The following is a 16,822-nucleotide window of genomic DNA, read 5'->3' on the forward strand; positions in this document are numbered from 1 at the left end:
GGCTGGTGCCGGGGGGCTGGTGCCGGGGGGGCTGGTGCCGAGAGGGCTGGTGCCGAGGGGGCTGGTGCCGGGGGGGGCTGGTGCCGGGGGTTCGCTCAGAGGGCGTGAACCGTGCGGGGGGCTGGTGCCGGGCGTTTCGCTCACCGCCGCTCGCGGGGTGCCGCTCGCGCCCACCCGGTGCCGCCCAGGGGTCCCCCTCCGGGGGGGGAGGCACAGGCTGCCCGCGACCAGGAAGAAGCGGCGGCTACAGGGCCCCGCCAGGGGTGCGCGGAACTACGCGATCAGCCCTTACCCACCCGCACCCGGACACCGCCGACGCTCCCTTTGCCGAACCCCTCGGTAATATGCCAAGCCCGCACAGCGAAGCCACATCCGTGCGGTGCAGGAGGCATCATGCGAGCGCGTCCCCGGCCACCCGTCCAAGGACGAGGCATATTCAGCGGTACCGGGCTGATCGTCACCGGTCTCGCGGCGACCATCGCCGCCCTGGTCTTCCCGGTCTGGTCGTACGCCGACCGCGCGGACCCGACCGGCGCGGTCGGTGTGCTCAGCGCGAAGACCGTGGCGACCCGGTACGGCCCGCTGTCCGAGCTGGACCGGGACTTCATCGTGAAGGTCCGGCTGGCCGGGCTCTGGGAACTGCCCGCCGGGCAGATGGCGGAGCAGAAGGGCACCACGGCGGCCGTACGGACGGCCGGGCAGCACCTGGTGGACGGGCACACCTCCCTCGACGCGCATGTCCGCGGCGTCGCCGCCCAGCTCGGCGTACCGCTCCCGAACCAGCCCAACGACCAGCAGCAGCAGTGGCTCGCCACCCTGGCCGGCGCCCAGGGCCAGGACTTCGACCGGCAGTTCGCGAACCTCGTGCGGCTGGCCCACGGCCGGGTCTTCTCGGTCGTCGCCCAGGTCCGCGCCGGCACCCAGAACACCCTGGTCCGCGAGCTCGCCGACGACGCCAACAGCACCGTCCTCGACCACATCGAGGTCCTGGAGGCGACCGGCTTCGTCGACTTCTCCACGCTCGCGCGGGAGTTGGCGGTCACCCCCTCCCCCGCGTCCTCGCCACCGGTGTTCGCGCCGAGCGACGCGATCCCGGTCGCACCGTCCGCGGCGCTGTCACCGGCGGCGACACCTCCGCCGTCGGCGCCCTACACCCTGCCGCCCGCCACCACCAGCCCGCCGCCGGCCTCCGACAGCCCCTGACCTGCGGGGCAAGCGGAACGTCACATACCCACAACACTCGGTCCGGAATGTGAACAGGGCATGGTGATTCGCAGGACCCTGGCATAGAAACGTGTCATGTTCTGGGTCCTTCTGCTGCTCCTGGCCTGGGCCGTCGCCGGTACCGCCTGCACCCGGCTGTGCCTGGCCGCCGTACGGTCGGCGGCCGCCGACCCGGACGCGGGCCGGGTACACGATCTGTCGCTGTACGAGGCCGCGTTCCTGTCCGGCGGGCCCGCGCGGGTCGCCGATCTGACGCTGGTGTCGATGGCCCGGGAGCAGCGGCTGCTGCTCGCGCACACCGGCTGGGCGACCGTCGTGGACCCGCGGGGGCGGGACGACATGGAGCGGTCGGTGATAGGGGCCATCGGGCCGGAGGGGCAGTCCCGGATAGCGCCGGTGCGCTCGGCCGCCGCCGACACGGACGCCGTGCGCAGCCTCGGCGAGGGACTGGTGCGTGCGGGGCTCGCGGTGCCCGACGCGGCGGCGCGGACGACGGTCGCGTCCGGCGTCCGGCAGGTCCGCGCCGCAGCGTTGGCCGTCCTCGGTCTCGGTGCGGCCGCGCTCGCCCTGCCCACCCCGACCGGGATGCCGCGTGACCTGGTCGCCGTCTGGTTCGCGCTGCCCCTCACCCTGACCCTGAGCTGTCTCGGCATCGCCCGGGTCGAGGTGCACCCGTACTCGCGCTGGGCCTCCCCGGCCGGACAGCGGCTGCTCGGTGTGCTGCACCGGCGGGCGAACCGCGCGGTCGACGACCACTCGCTGCTGGCTTCCGTCGCCGTCCGCGGGATCCGCGCGATCGGCGAGCCGGAGCTGCGTGCGGCCTTCGCACACCGGGACCAGCTGCCGCGGGAGTGAGCGGGGGCGCATCGGGGGCATTGGCGCCGACACCGGCCCGATGGTGCTTGCCTTCACGGCCAACCGATCGAAATATCCCTTTTATTGCTGCCGTGCAGTCGCTGCGGTGCCCTTGCCGCCACGCCACCGCAGCCGTGCACCGAAGGGATACGCCATGAGAGCCCCCGCCCTGTACTCGGCAGCCGGGTCGCTGATCCTGACCACCCTGGCGGCCGCCCCGGCCGGGAGCGCCGAGCGCGTCCCCGACGCGGCCCGGGCCGCACTGCGCGGCACCGCGGTGGCCGCCGAACGCGCGCGTGCGGAGGGCATCGCCTTCGGCCGCTGCGCCGCCGACCTGGAGTTCCCCGACACCTTCCAGTGCGGCACCCTGAGTGTTCCGCTGGACTACACGCACCCGGACGGCAAGCGGATCAAACTGACCGTCAGCCGGGTCCGGGCCACCCACAAGGACCCGCACAACAGCAAGCGCAGGGTGCCCAGGCAGGGCGCCCTGGTCTACGACCCCGGCGGCCCCGGCGCCTCCGGCATGAGCTTCCCGATGGTCGGCGTGCTGCCCGAGTGGAAGCGGATCGCCGCCGCCTACGACCTGGTCGGCTACGCCCCGCGGGGTGTCGACCGTTCGGCACCGCTGTCCTGTGTCGATCCCAAGCACTTCTTCAAGGCACCGTCACAGTCGCCGACGCACCCCTCCGAGTCGTACAAGAAGGCCCGGATCAAGGAGGCGAAGGCGTACGCGAAGGGCTGTCTGAAGCGGTCCGGGAGCAAGCTGCGCCACTACACCTCCCTCAACAACGCCCGTGACCTGGACGTGCTGCGGGCCGCACTCGGCGAGAACCGGCTGACGTTCATGGGCGCCTCGTACGGCACCTACTTCGGCGCGCTGTACGCGACCCTGTTCCCCTCCCACGTACGGCGGATGGTGCTGGACTCGGCGGTCGACCCGGACCCGGCGCAGATCTGGTACCGCAACAACCTGGAGCAGTCGGCCGCGTTCGAGAGCCGCTGGGCGGACTACCGGGAGTGGATCGCCAGGCACGACGACGTGTACGGGCTCGGCGGCACGCCCGCGAAGGTGCAGGCGAGCTACGACCGGGCGAGCAGGCGGCTGGCGGGCAGGGCGGCCGGCGGGAAGGTGGGCCCGGCGCAGTTGCAGGGCGCGTTCCTGTCCGCCGGGTACTACGACGACTACTGGCCGAGCCGCGCGGAGGCGCTGTCGAAGTACCTGAAGGGCGACCCGAAACCGTTGATCCGGCTGGCCGCGCCGACACCGGACTCGGCCGCCGCGGCGGAGAACGGCAACGCCGTCTACACCGCCGTCGAGTGCAACGACGCGCACTGGCCGGCGGACTGGAAGACCTGGGACCGGGACAACACCCGGCTCGCGCGGGTGGCGCCGTTCGAGACCTGGGACAACGCCTTCATGAACCTGCCGTGCGCCTACTGGCCGGTGCCCCGGCAGAAGGCCCTCGACGTGCGGACGGGCCCCGGTGAGCTGCCGCCGACGCTGATCCTCCAGGCCGAGCGGGACGCGGCGACGCCGTACGCGGGAGCGCTGGAGATGAACCGGCGGCTCGCCGGCTCGGTGCTGGTGACCGAGCGGGACGCGGGCACGCACGGTGTCGGTGGCGGCCCCAACAAGTGCGTCAACGGGTATCTGGAGGCGTACCTGCTGGCAGGCCGGCTCCCCGAGCGGCGCGCGTCGTGCGCCGGGCACGCGGAGCCGGCGGCGGCCGGCCCGGCCAGGCGGAAGACCCTGCGGGACTCCCTGAAGGGCAAGGCCGGCCGGCACTGAGCCGGCGGACGGTCTCAGGCGAGGCCCGCGACCAGGTCCGCGACGTCCTTGCGGCGGCCCGTGTAGAACGGGACCTCCTCGCGGACGTGCCGGCGGGCCTCGGAGCCGCGCAGGTGGCGCATGAGGTCGACGATGCGGTACAGCTCGTCGGCCTCGAACGCCAGCACCCACTCGTAGTCGCCCAGGGAGAACGAGGCGACGGTGTTGGCGCGCACGTCGGGGTAGCCGCGGGCCATCTTGCCGTGGTCCGCGAGCATCCGGCGGCGGTCCTCGTCGGGCAGCAGGTACCAGTCGTACGAGCGCACGAACGGGTACACGCTGACGTAGTTGCGCGGCGTCTCGTCGGCGAGGAACGCCGGGATGTGCGAGCGGTTGAACTCGGCGGGGCGGTGCAGCGCCATGTTCGACCAGACCGGCTCCAGGGCACGGCCCAGCCGGGTGCGGCGGAAGAGGTTGTACGCCTCCTGGAGCTGGTCGCTGGTCTCGGCGTGCCACCAGATCATCAGATCGGCGTCGGCACGCAGACCGGACACGTCGTAGGTGCCGCGGACGGTCACGTCCTTGGCGGCGAGCTGGTCGAACAGCTCCTGGACCTCGTCGGCGTAGCCCGCGCGGTCCTCCGGCAGCACGTCCTTCAGCCTGAAGACGGACCACAGGGTGTAGCGGATGACCTCGTTGAGGTCCTTGGCCAGCTTGCCCTTGTTCGGGATCCTGCCGGACTCGGTGGTGGGGGCGTCGTCACTCATGGTTCCTATTCTCCCGCTCCGCCGTGCAGACTCTGCACCGGGTTGGCCGTCAGCTCCTCGACCCCGCCGAGGTCGCCCGCCAGCTGGTCGACCGCCGCGTACGCGCTCGCGACGCAGGCGGGGATGCCCACGCCGTCGTACTGCGCGCCGCACACCGCGAGCGCCGGCAGCTTGCCGACGTGCTCACGGATCCGGGCCACGCGCGCGTGGTGGCCGACGGGGTACTGGGGCAGGCCGTCGGTCCAGCGGGTGACGCGGGTCTCCAGTGGCGTGGCGGTCAGACCGGTGGCCTCGCGGAGGTCGTGCCGGGAGACGTCGACGAGGTCGGCGTCGTCGCGGCCGAGGACGGCCGTCTCGCCGTACCGGCCGACCGAGGTGCGCAGGACGACCACGTCCGGGTCCTCGTCGCCGATCCAGCCCCACTTCCGGGAGGCGAAGGTGGCCGCCTTGATGGTCCGGCCGTCGACGGGCGGGACCAGGAAGCCGCTCCCGGCGGGCAGGTCCGCGTCGGCACGGCGGTAGGCGAGGGTGATCAGGGCCATGGAGGCGTACTCGATCGCGCGCAGTTCGGCGGCGGCCGCCGGCGACTCGGCGGCGAGCAGGGCGGCGGCGGCCGGGGCGGGGACGGCGACGACCACGGCGTCCGCGTGCAGCACCCGGTCGCCGGTGACCACCCGCCAGCCCCCGGTCGCCCTGCGCAGCTCCGTCACGGGTGCCCCGGTCAGGATCTCGCCGCCGCGCGCCCGGACCGACTCGGCCACCGCGAGCGGCAGGGTGCCCACCCCGCCCTCGATGCCCATGAACACCGGGCCCGTCTGCTGGTGGGCGGCCGCCTTCGCCTGGATCTCACGGACCGCCTCGGTCAGCGAGTCGTGGGTCTTCGCGGCCTGGTACAGCTGCGGAACCGCCGAGCGCAGCGAGATCCGGTACGCGTCGCCCGCGTAGACCCCGCCGAGCAGCGGCTCGACCAGCCGGTCGACGACCTCCCGGCCCAGCCGCGCGGCCACGTACTCCCCCACCGCCACGTCGTCGCCGACCTCGGTGCGGGGCAGGTCGGCGTCGCGCCCGATCCGGGCGAGGCCCTCCTCGGACAGCACGCCGGACAGCGCCGCCGCGGTGCCGGGGACGCCCATGACATGGCCCTTGGGCATCGGACGCAGGGCACCCCGGGTCCAGATCGAGGCGGTGGCGGTGGCCGGCGGCCGGAGCCGTCCGGCGAGGCCCGTCTCGCGCGCGAGGGCGACCGCCTCGGGCCGGCGGGCCAGCATCGACTCGGCACCGAGGTCGACCCGCACGCCGGCGATCGCCCCGGGGAGCAGCTTGCCGCCGACGCGCCCGGAGGCCTCCAGCACGGTCACCCGCGCGCCGCGCGCCAGCAGCCGGTGGGCCGCGGCCAGCCCCGCGATCCCGGCTCCGATGACGACGACATGCCCGCTGCCCGTACCCGTTTCGCTCATGACCACCACTCTCTCAGACCCCGCCGGCCCGCCTTCCCCGGCCCACCGGCGCCTCGCCCCGGCCCGATGACCCGCTCGCGTCCCGCCCGGTGACCCGCCCGCGCCCCGGCCCGGTGACCCGCCCGCGCCCGGACCGTGACCGCAACGGGACCGTGCCCGCCAAACGTTCCGTCCCGCCCCGGCGTCGAAGGAGCGCCAGTCACCGAGACCCCCGGGGGGAATCCATGCGCCATCCCGTACGACCCGCCCTCGCCGGCGTCCTGCTCGTCGCCGCCCTCGTCCTCACCGGCTGCGGCGCCGGCGGCGACGGCGGCGGCACCGCCGGCGACTCCAAGGCCGACACGGGCAGCGTGGCCCAGGCGGCGGGTGCCGCCGGTGCCAAGGACAGCGGCGGCAAGGGGCCCGCCGGGACCACGCCCGGCCTCACCGCCGATCGCATCATCCGCACCGCCTCCCTGACCGTGCGGGTCAAGGACGTGCCCAAGGCCCTCGACGAGGCCCGGACCACGGCCGAGGACGCCGGCGGCTACGTCGGCGACGAGACCACGAGCCGGGACTCCACGGGGCACGAGCACACCCGGGTGGTCCTGCGGGTGCCCACCGAGCGCTACGACGAGGTGCTGGCCGGTCTCCAGGGCGCCGGCCAGCTGCTCGACCGCACCGCGAAGGCGCAGGACGTCACCGACCAGGTGGTGGACGTGGACAGCCGGATCAGGTCGCAGCGGGCCAGCGTGGCCCGGGTCCGCGAGCTGATGGACCGGGCCGCCAGACTCAGTGACGTGGTCACCCTGGAAGGGGAGTTGAGCAGCCGGGAGGCCGATCTGGAGGCCCTGCTCGCCCGGCAGGCGTCCCTGAAGGACCGCACCTCCCTGGCCACCATCACACTGTCGCTCACCCAGACGCCCGCGCACCGGGCCGCGCAGGACGACACGCCCGGGTTCGTGGACGCGCTGTCCGGCGGCTGGCACGTCTTCGTCACCATGCTGCGCTGGATCGCCCTGGCGCTGGGCGCGGCGCTGCCGTTCGCGGCCCTGGCGGGCCTGGCGGCACTGCTGTGGTGGAGGGTGCTGCGCCGGCGCCGTACCCCCGCCGGGCCCGGGAGCGGGACCTGAGCGGGCCTGAAATGCCCGCGCCCCGTAGCGTGTTCGCATGAGCATGAGCGGTGGGCGGGAACGGCTGGTCGTGATCGGCGGTGACGCCGCGGGAATGTCCGCGGCGTCCCAGGCGCGCCGGCTTCGGGGTCCGGACGAGTTGGAGATCGTGGCCTTCGAACGCGGCCACTTCAGCTCCTACTCGGCGTGCGGCATCCCGTACTGGGTCGGCGGTGACGTGGCGGAGCGGGATCAGCTGATCGCCCGGTCTCCCGCCGAGCACCGAGCCCGCGACATCGACCTGCGGATGCGCACCGAGGTCACGGAGATCGACGTGGCCGGGAAGCGGGTGCGCGCGCGGGCCGTCGACTCCGGCGCCGAGTCCTGGACGTCGTACGACAAGCTCGTCATCGGGACCGGCGCGCACCCGATCCGCCCGGACATGCCGGGCGCGGACGCCCCGGGCGTGCACGGCGTGCAGACCCTCGACGACGGGCAGGCCCTCCTGGACACGCTGGCGCGCACGGGTGGCCGTCGCGCGGTCGTCGTCGGCGCCGGCTACATCGGTGTGGAGATGGCCGAGGCGCTGATCAACCGGGGTTACGAGGTGACGGTCGTCAACCGCGGCAGCGAGCCGATGTCCACGCTCGACCCGGACATGGGCCGTCTGGTGCACAAGGCCATGGAGGGCCTCGGCATCACGATGGTCAACGACACCGAGGTCACCGAGGTGCGCACCGGAGCGGACGGCAGGGTGCGGGCGGTGGCGACAGAGGACGCCGAGTACCCGGCGGACGTGGTGATCCTCGGTATCGGCGTCCGGCCCGAGACCCGCCTAGCCGAGGCGGCGGGCCTGCCGCTGGGCGCCCGCGGCGGCCTGCTGACCGACCTGGCGATGCGGGTGCGCGGTCACGAGGACATCTGGGCGGGCGGTGACTGCGTGGAGGTCCTGAACCTGGTCTCGGGCCAGGAGCAGTACGTTCCGCTGGGCACCCACGCCAACAAGCACGGCCAGGTCATCGGCACCAACGTGGGCGGCGGTTACGCCACCTTCCCGGGGGTCGTCGGCACCGCGGTGAGCAAGGTCTGCGACCTGGAGATCGCCCGCACCGGGCTGCGCGAGAAGGACGCCCTGCGCGTCGGCCTCCGGTTCGAGGCGGTCACCATCGAGTCCACGAGCCGCGCCGGTTACTACCCGGGCGCCAGCACCATGACGGTCAAGATGCTCGCGGAACGGCGCACGGGCCGTCTGCTGGGCGTGCAGATCGTGGGCCGGGAGGGCGCGGGCAAGCGGGTCGACATCGCGGCGGTCGCCCTGACCGCCAACATGACGGTGGAACAGATGACGGCCCTGGACCTGGGCTACGCCCCGCCGTTCTCACCGGTGTGGGACCCGGTCCTGGTGGCGGCGAGGAAGGCGGCGACCAAAGTGCGCGAGGGGCACTGAAGCGCCCCTCGGGGGGCGCGAGGGACTGCGCGACCGGCCACAGCGCACCCGCACCCCGCAACGACGATCAAGCCGTCCCACTGATCCGCGGCAGCGAAGTGACCCCCGCTCCTCCGGGCGCGGCGGCAGGCGGCTGCTCGGCCCCGGGCCGGGCGTGCGCCGCCGCCGGCCGCGTCGACCGCAGCCGGTTGCCCACGGCCTCGTCCAGTGTCACGGGCCGCTGCATCTGCGCCGCCAGCCGCCCGGCCTCCTGGCCGAGCCGTGCCACGTCCTCCCAGGGGAGCCGCACGACGAGGGAGATCTCCGCCTCTCCGTCGGGCAGAGCCTGCATGGGAGGGAACGCCTGAGGAGCAACCCGCTCGTTCATCGCCTGTCCTTACGTCGCCTGAACCGGACTCGGTCTCACAGAGATACGCACCCGACCGGGCCGACGTTCACATCATCGCCCCGCTTTGGTTCCGCACTCCCTGGGCACTACTTACCTGTGGTCATCCCCGTTCATGACGTGAACCCGGTGCGTCGCACGCCGTATGTGACGTACGCGCTGATCGCCGCGAACGTCCTCGTGTTCCTGTTCACGCCCGGCATAGCCGGCTCCGTGGCCGGGGGCAGCGATCTGTCGCAGCTGTGTCATCTCCAGGCCTTCATGGACCACTACGCGGCGGTCCCCAGAGAGCTGATCCACCATCAACTGCCACAGGTCGTCCCGACCGGGCAGGTGGGCGTGGGCCGCGGCGGCCCCGGCTGTGTCGTCGGCCCGCCGGCCTATGACAAGTCGCCGGCGCTGTCCGTCTTCACGGCCATGTTCCTGCACGGCAGCTGGCTGCACCTGCTGGGCAACATGCTGTTCCTGCTGATCTTCGGCAACAACGTCGAGGACCGGATGGGGCACATCCGGTTCTTCCTCTTCTACGTCTTCTGCGGCTACGCGGCCGGCTACGGCTTCGCCCTCCTGAACGCCTCCTCGGGCGACCCGCTGATCGGCGCGTCCGGCGCGATCGCCGGCGTCCTGGGCGCCTACCTGGTCCTCTACCCGAAGGCGAGGGTCTGGGTCCTGGTGCCCTTCCTGGTCTTCCTGCCGCTACGCCTGCCGGCCTGGCTGGTGCTGGGCTTCTGGTTCGTGCTCCAGGCGGTGTACTCGTCCGGCGAGGGCGTCTCCGACGCGGGTACCGTGGCGTACGCGGCGCACATCGTCGGCTTCCTGGTGGGCATGGTGCTCGCCTGGCCGCTCAAGCCGGGCACGCCCCCGCCGCCGGAGCCACGCGGCCTGCTGTTCGGCAGGCGGGCACGGCCCCGGCACGGCTGGTGAGACCGGCCGGTCCGGCGGCGGAGGACCTCAGGCGTCCGCCGCACCGAGGCCGTCGGGGCCGGCCGCGGCGTGCAGGGTGCTGATCATGGAACGGACGGTCTCGGCGGAGGGCGGCGGCACCGCGTCGATCCCGCCCGCGGCCAGCAGCCCCTCTAGCGTCCGGTCGCCCCGGAAGGGTGCCAGCTCCTCGGGCAGGTCGCTCCGGTACCGGTTGATCTCGCGGGAGTCGGCCGCGTCCCGCACGTTCCGGAAGTAGGACGCCAGGGTGTCCCACGACGTGGGGTCGTCCGCGAGGACGTGGAAGAAGTCACGGTGCCGGCTGCGGATCACCAGGAGAGCGGCCAGCTGAAGGGGGTAGACCCGGTCCGGCCCGATGCCGCCGGCCTGGGCGACGCGCACCTCCATCGCCATGTTGAAGACGTTCACGAACCGCTTCAGCCGCCGGGGGTTCGCGCCCAGGCCGCGCTGGAGCAGCCGCCAGAAGGCAGGGCCCCTGGCCTCCTGGTGCACCCACGGCGCGAAGGCCTCCCGCAGCGTGTCGAAACCGACGTCCGGGAGGAAGAACGGCAACTGGACGATCTTGTCCAGGTAGGCGAGTCCGGACACCACCTCGGCGGGCGCGCTCCTGAACGCGTCGCCGAACTTGTTGGTGGCGACCGCGGCCAGCACGTCCAGGTCCAGGGCGAGGACGAACACGCACTGGGACTCGCCGAGGAACAGCTTGAGCGACTCCAGCACTGTCATCGCCGAGTCCGGGGTGCAGCGGTCCAGGTCGTCGACGAAGACCACCAGCCGTCCCTCGGCGCCCACGAACTCCCTTACGGCGTCCCGGAAGTCGTTCTCGAACCGGTTGATCTGGCGGTACTGCTCGGCGTCACCCTTGGACAGTTCGGTGAGCAGGGAGTCGACGTCACCGCTCTTGATCACCCCGCCGGTGGCCACCGTGGCGGCCGTGCCGAGTCCGGCGCGCACGGAGAGCCACGTGGCGGCCTTGGCGAGTCGCAGGGCCTTCTCCTTCAGGCCCTCCTCGTCCTCCATCTCGGCCAGGATGGTGTGCAGCAGGGCCGCCCACACCTCGACCTTGCGGTCGTACTTCCACGGGTTGAACCAGATGGTGCGCACCTCCCGCTCCGTCAGCCGCCGTTGCCACAGCCGCAGGAAGCTGGACTTGCCGGTGCCCCAGGAGCCGAACACGCCGACGGTGAGCGGCAGCGGCGTCGCCTGCTCGACCGCGCGGTGCAGCACGTCCACGTAGGGCTCGAACTCGAAGGCGTCGTCGGTGAAGTCGGAGATGGGGTTGTCGGTCAGCGGACGCAAGGCGGCTCCTTCGGTCGTACGGAGGTGGTTCAGGACTCTCCGGGCGGTGTGCCGGCGTGGGTGCGCAGGAAGGCGATGAGCGGGTGCTCGGTGTCGAGGAGGCGGCTCCAGGATTCGAGGACGATGCGGGCGCGGGAGACGGCGAGCCTGGTGTCACCGACGGCCGCATGGTGTCTGATCACGGCGGTGACCAGCTTGCCGGTGGCCTCGGGCCCGGCGTCCACGGCCGTGGCCAGGCTCAGCCGACGGGCGACCTCGGCCATCCGGTCGCGGCCCGAGGACGTGGTGGGATCGGCGGGCAGCGCCGCCGAGAGCAGGCCGAGCGCGGCCTTCTCGGCCAGCCGGAACTGGTTGCGCGTCATCACCACGCTCCGCATCACCATCTGTAGGACGGGGTGCACCTCGACCGGTCCGCCCCGTTCGTAGGCGACCAGATCCTTGGCGGCCAGCAGCAGCAGGGCCTTGTGCAGGCGGACCTTGTCGCGGAGCACGCCGCCGTCGGCGGCCGGGGACCTCAGCCCGGTCGCGGCGGACAGCAGTCCGAACGAGACGGGTCCGGTGCCGAGGCAGCTGAGCACCCTCAGCAGTTCGGGGGCGTGGCCGTCCTCGGTGGCGTCCGTGTCCGCGTCCAGCTCCGCCACGGCCTGCTTCCATACGCCGGCCAGGTTCACGTCGTAGTCGGGGAGGTCGTGGTGCTCCAGCAGATCGGCGCAGATCTCGGCGAAGTTCGCGAGGTGCTCGGTCACGTCGAGAGGACCTTTGGCCAGGGAGTGGCCGAGGTGGACGAGGAGGGGCGGCAGACCGCCGGTGCGTTCGGCGACCGCGGCCCCCTCGTCCTCGGTGAGCCAGGGTGCTCGCACCCGCAGCAGGGCGAGGCTGTCCTTGGGGCCCAGCCCCTTCACGTGCAGCGGGTGTGCCGTCTCCTCGGTCCAGCTGACATGGCGGCTGGTGACCAGGAGGTGACCGGCGCCGAGCGGCGGCAGCGGGGCGAGCCTGGCCGGCGGGTCGGCGTTGTTCAGGACGAGCAGCCAGCCGCGGTCGGCACGGGCGGAGCACAGCCGGTCGAGGACGGCGGTCACCGGCACGCGGCCGTCGGGTCCTGGCGGCACGGACAGTTCGGCGCCGAGCCGGGCCAGGGACTCGGCCAGACTCCGGGCGTCGCGGGCCTCGCTCCACCAGACGAAGTCGTACTCGTCGCAGTGGCTGTGGGCGTACTCCAGCGCGACCTGGGTCTTGCCGATGCCGGCCGTGCCGTGCAGTACGCACAGCCCGTTGCCGTCGGGGCGGTGCAGGGTCGCGTGGATGTCGGCGAGCAGTTTCCCGCGGCCGGTGAAACGGCGGTTGCGGGCGGGCAGCGCCGTGCGGACCCGCAGCGGTCCGGGTCCGGCGTGTCGGGTGGGCTCCGGGGACCGGGCACGCTCCCCGCGCAGCACGGACGACGGGTCCGGGCGCGTGTTCCGGGCCGAGACCGCGGGCGGCAGCAGCTTCATGGCCAGGTCCCGGGCGCGCCGCCGGTCGAAGTGGGTCAGCCTGTCGTCGAGCAGTTCCGCCGCCCCGTCGAGCAGGACGTAGGCGTACTGGGGGTCGACGTCACGGTCGCGCTCGGCCGCCCGGACCAGCAGGCCGCTGTGCAGGACCTCCGGCACGGCCTCGTCCGCCTCCGGCAGCAGGCGGCGCTGCATGGCGTACATCAGGTGGAGGGTGACGAGCGGGGAGACCGTCAGCAGAACGGCGAGCCGGACGGCAGCGGTACCGGCGACCTCCCGGAGCGTCTCGATGAGGGCGGCCGGGTCGGTCGCCGGGGCGGGGACCGTGAAGCCGTCCCAGGTGCCGGGATCCATGCCGCTTGGTATCCCGTGGCCCTCGTACCCGTCGGTCGTGGGGCCGGCCACCAGGCGTGCCCAGTTCTCGACGGACCGGCTGTCCTCCAGGTCCAGCACGGGTACGGCGCTCGGTGCGTGCAGTCCTGCCGCCACCTCCAGGCTGCCCGGTTGCAGGTCGCACTCCAGCCAGGCGGTGGGCGTGGCGGGCAGGCGCGCCCGCCACTGGAAGGGGGCCAGGCGGACACCCACGTGGTGCCGCAGCCCGGGGGGCAGCGGCTGGAGTACGGCGGTCGCGCCGGTCCGGCACCAGTGGTCGAGCAGTGCGGCCGCGCGGCCGTCCCGCCAGGCCGCCTCCACCAGGTTGCTGACCAGCAGCACGACCTGCTTCCCCGGGGGCGGCGTGCCGGTGTCCCCGGTCGGCAGCGGGCCCGGTGCGGAGGTGTCCACCGTCTGGACCCGGAGAGCCTCGAACGGTGCCTGTCCCAGCGCTTCCCGCAGGTCGTCGACGGTCCGGCGCCACAGCTCCATCGAGGGCGCCCGGTCCAGCACCAGGGTCAGGGTGAGGTACGGAGTGCCCTCGAAGGGGTGCAGCGCGCGCAGCAGCGTGCTCGGGTCCACCGGCCATCACCCGCTGTCGGGGGAGACGAGCGGTTCGTCCTTCGGCAGCGGCCGGTCCGGGTCGGCGTAGAGCAGACTCACCCGGTCGCCGGTGCCGGTCGTGTGCTGGCGGATCCGCCAGGACCGCACCGCGTCCGGGATCTCCTCCAGTGACACCGTGCGGGCCAGTGCCGTCAGCGCCTCCTCCGCCGCGGGCGACGCGTCGCGGGACCGGATCAGCACCGGTACCCCTTGCAGGAGGCAGGCGGCGACCACGTCGCCCCTGGGCGGGAAGGCCAGTCCGGCGGCGTCGAGCAGCAGCACCCGGCCGTCCACGCCGTCCACCCAGCGCGGGTCGCGCCGGCCCGCGGGGGTCTCCTTCAGCCGCCGCCACCACGCGTGCCAACGGCCGTGCAGGTCGACCCGGGCCTCCAGTTCGGCGGCCCGCACGACGACGGTGCGTCGCGTGCCCAGCGGACGCCGGGGATCGCCGTCGAACGTGTCCAGTTCGTCGACCGGGAGGTCCAGCAGCCGGTACGGCAGCACGAACTCGACCTGTCCGGGCGACTCGGAGGGGGCGCTTCTCTCGTGTTCCTCGACCGTGCGCAGCGCCGCCTCGATCGCGGGCATCAGCCGCTCGTGCGGGACCTCGTCGGCGGTCCACAGCATCGTGGTGCCGTCCGCCGCGCGGACCGACGCCGTCACCCAGTAGGCGGCCGCGTCCCAGGGGCGGTGGGCCACCCTGATGACGAGGACCGGTGGCTCGGTCGTGGGCCCCGGCCGTCGTGCGATGCCCAGCCGGGCCGCCACCGATCGCTGCCAGGTGTCCAGTCCCGCACCGGCCTCCCCCGGCACCGAGTGGGCGAGCCGCGAGACGAAGTCCAGCAGGGCGGGCGGACCGCCCGGCGGGGCCCCGCGGTTCTCGAGGTCCCGCACGCGGTCGAGGAGAGCGACGCGGCCGGAGAGTTCAGGCCGGGTGAGGAGTCCCTGGAGGGTCCGGCGCTCGTGGGCGAGCAGCAGCGACGGGGCCGCGACCTTGTCCACCAGGGCCCCGAACGCCTCCACCTCCGAGCTGCCCGGGTCGAACACCCGCAGCACCTCGACCAGCAGCCGCAGGTCCTCCGGGCGGCGCGTGAACTGTCCGACCAGGTCCAGGGCTCCGAGCCGGGTCGCGGCGCCCGGTCCCGGGTCGACGCCGGCCACCTCGCGCCGTACTTCCCGGGCGAACAGCTCGTACGTCCACGGATCGTGCATCACGGGTACGGCCAGCAGGGCCTCCGCCAGCTCGCCGCGCTCACGCAGAGTGAGTCCGCCGTCCCACCCGGGCTCCGTACCGGGGGTGTTTGGGCCGGAGAGCAGGATCCGCTCCGCGATCGCGGCCAGGGGCAGGAAGCGGCCGGTCCGGCGCGCGGTGCCGGGGTTCCGGACGGCGGTGAGGAGACCGACCACGACGCCCGTGTCGTCGACCACCGGGCTGCCGCCGCTGCCCGGTCGCGGTACCGCCCGGTCGAAGGCCAACAGGCCCCAGCCGTCGAGCTGGTCCGGCGCGGGCAGTGCCTCGACGACGGCGGGCAGCACCGCGTCCGGGGTGATCACCCGGACCCGGCCGGCGAGGCGGGCCCCGCCGACGCGGGGGACGGCGGCGGGCCGGGCGTCCAGGCTCAGGATCGCGAAGTCGCCGCCCTGGTCCCGGCGCGGCACCCAGCCACCGGGCATCACCTGGGCGGGCAGCGGCTTCTCGGCGGGGTGGCGCACCACCCGCAGCCGGCCCCGTGGGGTGCTCTCCCGGTGCGCGTCCGCACCCAGTGCGTCGGCCACCACATGGGCACAGGTCAGTACCAGCCCATGGGAGATCAGGAGACCGGACCCGGCCGGCCGGGTCGCGTCGCCCTGGACGCGGACCGGCCAGGGCTCGTGCTCCCCTGACTCCCCCGGCACGGATGTCCCCCTCCCCGTTCGCGAAGATTATGCGGCCGGGGACGGGTCCGCGTCAGTGGATCTGCGGCAACAGAACGACGGGAGGGAGTTCCTCAGCGGGTGCTCTCGGTGTGCACGAACTCGACGAGCCGGGTCAGCGCGTCCGGGTCGGTGGAGGGCATCACGCCGTGGCCGAGGTTGAAGACGTGGCCCTCGAGACCGGCGGCCGCGTCGAGGACCTCGCGCGCCTTGGTCTCCACCGCGTCCTTGCCCGCGAACAGGACGGCGGGGTCGAGGTTGCCCTGGAGCGCCTTGCCGGGGCCGATCCGGCGGGCGGCCTCGTCGAGCGGGACCCGGTAGTCGACGCCGACCACGTCCGCGCCGGCCTCGCCCATGAGCTTCAGCAGTTCGCCGGTGCCGACACCGAAGTGGATGCGCGGGACGCCGTACCCGGAGACGGCGTCGAAGACCTTCGCGGAGGCGGGGAGGACGGAGCGCCGGTAGTCGGCGGGGGCGAGCGCGCCGGCCCAGGAGTCGAAGAGCTGGACGGCGGAGGCGCCGGCCTCGATCTGCACCTTCAGGAACCCGGCCGTGATGTCGGCGAGGCGGTCGAGCAGGTCGGCCCAGAGCTCGGGGTCGCCGTACATCATCGCCTTGGCGTTCTCGTACGTGCGCGAGGGGCCGCCCTCGATGAGGTAGCTCGCGAGGGTGAAGGGGGCGCCGGCGAAGCCGATCAGCGGGGTCGGGCCGAGCTCGGCGGTGAGCAGGCCGATCGCCTCGGTGACGTAGGAGACGTCGTCGGGGGTGAGGTCGCGGAGCTGGGCGAGGTCGGCGCGGGTGCGGATCGGGTGCGCGACGACCGGGCCGACGCCGGGCTTGATGTCGAGGTCGACGCCGATGGCCTTGAGCGGGACGACGATGTCGCTGAAGTAGATCGCCGCGTCCACGCCGTGCCGGCGGACGGGCTGGAGGGTGATCTCGGCGACCAGCTCGGGCCGCGTGCAGGACTCCAGCATCGGGACGCCCTCGCGCACCTTGTGGTACTCCGGCAGCGATCGGCCGGCCTGCCGCATGAACCACACGGGGGTGTGCGGCACGGGTTCACGCCTGCACGCCTTCAGGAAGGCACTGTCGTACGTCGCTGTCGGCTGCTGGCCCGCGGGGCTTCCGTTCGCACTCACGACGGCAAGTCTCCCATGCCCCGGAGAGCGGCCCCGCCGCGCCCTTTACTGGGGCCTTAGGTGGTG

13 protein-coding genes are annotated in these 16,822 nt (G+C 73.4%); 6 read left to right on the forward strand and 7 right to left on the reverse strand.

The features are described 5' to 3' along the window. Window positions 1–393: 393 nt before the first annotated feature. From AAW13_RS03610 to AAW13_RS03620, 3 genes are all read left to right on the forward strand, one after another. Window positions 394–1,203: a DUF4142 domain-containing protein gene (locus tag AAW13_RS03610; RefSeq protein WP_046729098.1), complete on the forward strand. Its 810-nt coding sequence runs from the start codon at window positions 394–396 to the stop codon at window positions 1,201–1,203. A 96-nt stretch (window positions 1,204–1,299) separates the two neighbouring features. After that, window positions 1,300–2,079, forward strand: coding sequence for a TIGR04222 domain-containing membrane protein (locus AAW13_RS03615; RefSeq protein WP_046729099.1), 780 nt, complete (start codon window positions 1,300–1,302; stop codon window positions 2,077–2,079). A gap of 154 nt (window positions 2,080–2,233) precedes the next feature. After that, entirely contained in the window at window positions 2,234–3,871 is a 1,638-nt protein-coding gene (locus AAW13_RS03620) for an alpha/beta hydrolase (protein WP_046729100.1), read from the forward strand. 14 nt (window positions 3,872–3,885) lie between these two features. On the opposite strand, the gene hemQ is transcribed toward AAW13_RS03620, so the two are convergent. After that, window positions 3,886–4,617 (reverse strand): hydrogen peroxide-dependent heme synthase, encoded by a 732-nt coding sequence (gene hemQ, locus AAW13_RS03625; protein WP_046729101.1) that lies wholly within the window; start codon window positions 4,615–4,617, stop codon window positions 3,886–3,888. 5 nt (window positions 4,618–4,622) lie between these two features. Continuing rightward, window positions 4,623–6,074 carry a protoporphyrinogen oxidase gene (gene hemG, locus AAW13_RS03630; protein WP_046729154.1) on the reverse strand — a complete coding sequence of 484 codons (1,452 nt, stop codon included), beginning with the start codon at window positions 6,072–6,074 and terminating at the stop codon, window positions 4,623–4,625. Between the two features lie 224 nt (window positions 6,075–6,298). Between hemG and AAW13_RS03635 the strand changes: the two genes are divergently transcribed. Both AAW13_RS03635 and AAW13_RS03640 read left to right on the forward strand, forming a co-directional pair. Continuing rightward, a complete protein-coding gene (locus AAW13_RS03635) occupies window positions 6,299–7,186 on the forward strand; it encodes a DUF4349 domain-containing protein (protein WP_046729102.1) in 888 nt (295 codons plus the stop codon). A 37-nt stretch (window positions 7,187–7,223) separates the two neighbouring features. After that, entirely contained in the window at window positions 7,224–8,612 is a 1,389-nt protein-coding gene (locus AAW13_RS03640) for an FAD-dependent oxidoreductase (RefSeq protein ID WP_046729103.1), read from the forward strand. 67 nt (window positions 8,613–8,679) lie between these two features. Here AAW13_RS03640 and AAW13_RS03645 read toward each other — a convergent pair whose 3' ends face one another. Beyond that, on the reverse strand, window positions 8,680–8,979 hold the full coding sequence (locus AAW13_RS03645; RefSeq protein ID WP_046729104.1) for a hypothetical protein: 300 nt from the start codon (window positions 8,977–8,979) through the stop codon (window positions 8,680–8,682). A gap of 117 nt (window positions 8,980–9,096) precedes the next feature. Between AAW13_RS03645 and AAW13_RS03650 the strand changes: the two genes are divergently transcribed. After that, complete coding sequence (locus AAW13_RS03650) at window positions 9,097–9,921, forward strand: rhomboid family intramembrane serine protease (protein WP_046729105.1); 825 nt, start codon at window positions 9,097–9,099, stop codon at window positions 9,919–9,921. A gap of 27 nt (window positions 9,922–9,948) precedes the next feature. Here AAW13_RS03650 and AAW13_RS03655 read toward each other — a convergent pair whose 3' ends face one another. From AAW13_RS03655 to hemE, 4 genes are all read right to left on the reverse strand, one after another. Next, complete coding sequence (locus AAW13_RS03655) at window positions 9,949–11,238, reverse strand: KAP family P-loop NTPase fold protein (protein ID WP_046729106.1); 1,290 nt, start codon at window positions 11,236–11,238, stop codon at window positions 9,949–9,951. A gap of 29 nt (window positions 11,239–11,267) precedes the next feature. Further along, window positions 11,268–13,679, reverse strand: a complete 2,412-nt coding sequence (locus AAW13_RS03660) for an NB-ARC domain-containing protein (RefSeq protein WP_046729107.1) — start codon at window positions 13,677–13,679, stop codon at window positions 11,268–11,270. A gap of 6 nt (window positions 13,680–13,685) precedes the next feature. After that, window positions 13,686–15,596, reverse strand: a complete 1,911-nt coding sequence (locus tag AAW13_RS03665; RefSeq protein ID WP_046729108.1) for a VMAP-C domain-containing protein — start codon at window positions 15,594–15,596, stop codon at window positions 13,686–13,688. Window positions 15,597–15,688: 92 nt separating this feature from the next. Beyond that, on the reverse strand, window positions 15,689–16,756 hold the full coding sequence (gene hemE / locus AAW13_RS03670) for a uroporphyrinogen decarboxylase (protein ID WP_046729109.1): 1,068 nt from the start codon (window positions 16,754–16,756) through the stop codon (window positions 15,689–15,691). Window positions 16,757–16,822: the final 66 nt, after the last annotated feature.

The organism is Streptomyces humi (assembly GCF_001005085.2).
Taxonomy (GTDB): Bacteria; Actinomycetota; Actinomycetes; order Streptomycetales; family Streptomycetaceae; genus Streptomyces; species Streptomyces humi.